2 protein-coding genes are annotated in these 2829 nt (G+C 39.2%); one reads left to right on the top strand and one right to left on the bottom strand.

Annotation, left to right across the window (positions count from 1 at the left end):
* Positions 1-414: 414 nt before the first annotated feature.
* Positions 415-1272 carry a tetratricopeptide repeat protein gene (locus CXF89_RS18850; protein ID WP_121955452.1) on the bottom strand — a complete coding sequence of 286 codons (858 nt, stop codon included), beginning with the start codon at positions 1270-1272 and terminating at the stop codon, positions 415-417.
* 111 nt (positions 1273-1383) lie between these two features.
* Here CXF89_RS18850 and CXF89_RS18845 point away from each other — a divergent pair, with 111 nt between their 5' ends.
* A complete protein-coding gene (locus CXF89_RS18845; RefSeq protein WP_121955451.1) occupies positions 1384-2694 on the top strand; it encodes a M20 metallopeptidase family protein in 1311 nt (436 codons plus the stop codon).
* The last annotated feature ends 135 nt before the right edge of the window (positions 2695-2829 follow it).

Genomic DNA, 2829 nt, shown 5'->3' with positions numbered 1-2829 from the left:
TCCATTTTACATAGCAAAGCGATGCTGAAGCTTTTAATTAAAGGCTTAAAAATGCAAAAAGCACCTTATATAGGTGCTTCTCAAAAGTAATAGTTATTAGAATCTAGGGTCTGTTTATCTTTCAAGGTTAAATTTGCTGCAGCCTGTTTGGTATTCAGGCAAGGCAGAGCCTATGTAGTGTGGTTACTCCCCATAAATAGGCGATAACGTAGCATTAATGCCAAACAGGCGCTGCCCAAAGGGTTCTTCCTAGAGGCTATTTACTCTTTGTTACTCGGTTTTTACTTATTCTTACATGGATGTAAGCCAGTAGGGTACGCAGGAGCAGTTACCGAGCCCACTAGGTTACAAATCTCGCGGCGCGATTACCCCCCCTAGTTTGAACAAATTTTAATCCGCAAAGAGCAACAGACCCTAGTATAAAATACTATATAACTTGCGACGATACTTTGCTGCGAGCGCATCACCATCGGGTAAAGAGGCAATAATGGCTAAAAAGCTTGGTTTCGCTTCATTGAAATTCAGATCTTTTTGCAGCACTGTAAATAGTATATCCAATGCTTCTTCTTTTCTGCCTGCTTCATTGAGTAAAATACTAAGCTCTTCTTTTAATTCTAGGTCATTTGGGTACTTTTCTACTTGTTGTTGCTTTTCTTTAATCTCTGGTGAGTCTTTTGCTTCAAGCGCAGCTTCGCATTTTGCTTTTATATTATTAAAGTAAGCATCTTGCTCTTGTACGTCTATTGTATTTATAAGCGCTTGGGCGTCATCTACCTTGTGAATTTGAATACATATATCTGCAAGCACTAATTTGATACGTGCATTACCGCTGTCTATTTCATAAGCTTGCTTTGCATAATTGAATGCAGCATTTAAATCTGACTTTAATAACGCTTGTTTTGCTTGCTCTAACAGTAAGTCTTGTTGCGCAGGTAAATGCTTTGCTAGGGCTTCGCGTATTTGTGCCTCACTTTGAACACCTGCAAGTAAATCTACTGGTGCAGAGTCTTTTAATAATACAAGCGTAGGCAGAGTTTGAAGACCAACTTGTTGCGCAAGTTGAGAAGCGAGTGCTTGCTCTGCATCGCAATCTAGGTTTGCTACTACTATATAGCTTGCATATTCAGCCGCTATTTTATCTAAAATTGCAGCCTGTCCGATGCAGTCAGGACTTTGAGGAGAGAAAAAGTTAAGCAACACCAATTTTTGCTGTGATGTTTCACCGAGTACTTGTTGAAGGTTTTGCGCATTAATACTAACTATGTTGCTCATTGAATTGATTGCCATATTCATCTATTTAGGTTTTTATATGGTGGTGAACATAATAATTACAAGTCATATACCTAAATCATCCGGTATACATATTCAACAATGAGGGAAAACATGAAATTAACTTATCTAAGTGCAATACTTTTATTAGCAAGCCCATTAGTACAAGCAAATGGACTCGATTTGAATTTAAGCAAAACCATGCCAGCTATAGAAAAGTTTTACCTCGATTTACACCAATCGCCAGAGCTTTCTTATCACGAACAAGAAACGGGTAATAAAATAGCGGATAAATTAACTCAGCTGGGTTTTAAAGTAACAAGTAATGTAGGTGGCTTTGGTGTTGTCGGCATTTACAAAAACGGAAACGGTCCAACCGTGATGATCCGTACTGACACCGATGGCTTACCTATTATAGAGCAGACAGGAAAGTCCTATGCTTCAAAAGTTAAAGTAATAGACGAGCATGGTGCGAAAGTAGGTGTAATGCACGGTTGTGGCCACGATATTCACATGAGCTCTTTTATTGGTACTGCTGAGCAATTAATAGTACACAAAGATCAATGGAAAGGCACTTTGATGATGGTTGCACAGCCTGCCGAAGAAGTTGGTGGGGGTGCTAAAGCCATGTTAGGCGAAGGACTATTTAGTAAATATGAAAAACCTGATCATATAATTGCTTTGCATGTAAGTGCTAGCGTCCCCGCTGGTAAGGTATCAATGAAAAATGAATACACTATGGCAAGTGTAGATTCTGTCGATATTACAATAAAAGGTAAAGGTGGTCATGGTGCTTATCCGCATACAACTATAGACCCTGTGATTATAGCTGCACGCACAGTACTTGCTCTGCAAACAATCACAAGCCGAGAACTTTCACCGCTAGAGCCTTCAGTTATTACCGTTGGGTCTATTCATGGTGGCTCAAAACATAATGTGATTTCGGATGAAGTAAAACTACAACTCACTCTCAGAAGCTATAACCCAAATGTTAGAAGTGCTCAAATAGCAGCAATAAAACGAATCACGGCAGGTATTGCACAAAGTGCTGGCCTAAATGAATCAAACTACCCTGTAGTATATGTACATGAAGATGAATCTATTCCATCTACTTATAATAACCCTGCACAAACAGACATTGTTAGAAACTCTATTGCCAGCGCAATTGGTGATACTAATGTGCTTGAAACACAAGCTGTAATGGCAGGTGAAGACTTTGGCCTATACGGACGCACCGATGAAAACATCCCGATTACCTTATTTTGGCTAGGTGGCGTAAACCAAGCACAATATGCAGATTCGATAAAAACAGGTGAAGTACTCCCTTCCCTACACTCTAGTAAATTTGCACCAGATTATAAAGTTGCTATCCCTACCGGAATAAAAGCAATGAGTAACGCTGCTGTTGGTTTATTTAATAAGTAACCTGAATTCTGGATAATAAATCTATCTCAAGTAGAGTTCATATATGGTCTCCTCCAGTATTGCAAGGTGTCATTCAACGATAGCAGGGACAGGTTTGCTGTCATATATACGGTCTTTTAGTGAAGATTATTACTT

Origin of the sequence: Pseudoalteromonas sp. MelDa3, assembly GCF_002863625.1 — a bacterium.
Taxonomy (GTDB): Bacteria; Pseudomonadota; Gammaproteobacteria; order Enterobacterales; family Alteromonadaceae; genus Pseudoalteromonas; species Pseudoalteromonas arctica.
This window is presented reverse-complemented; position numbering and strand designations above follow the sequence as displayed.

Coding starts and splice junctions, on each gene's coding strand:
- CXF89_RS18850 (WP_121955452.1), bottom strand. CDS start 1,272: ATGAGCAACATAGTTAGTATTAATGCGCAAAACCTTCAACAAGTACTC.
- CXF89_RS18845 (WP_121955451.1), top strand. CDS start 1,384: ATGAAATTAACTTATCTAAGTGCAATACTTTTATTAGCAAGCCCATTA.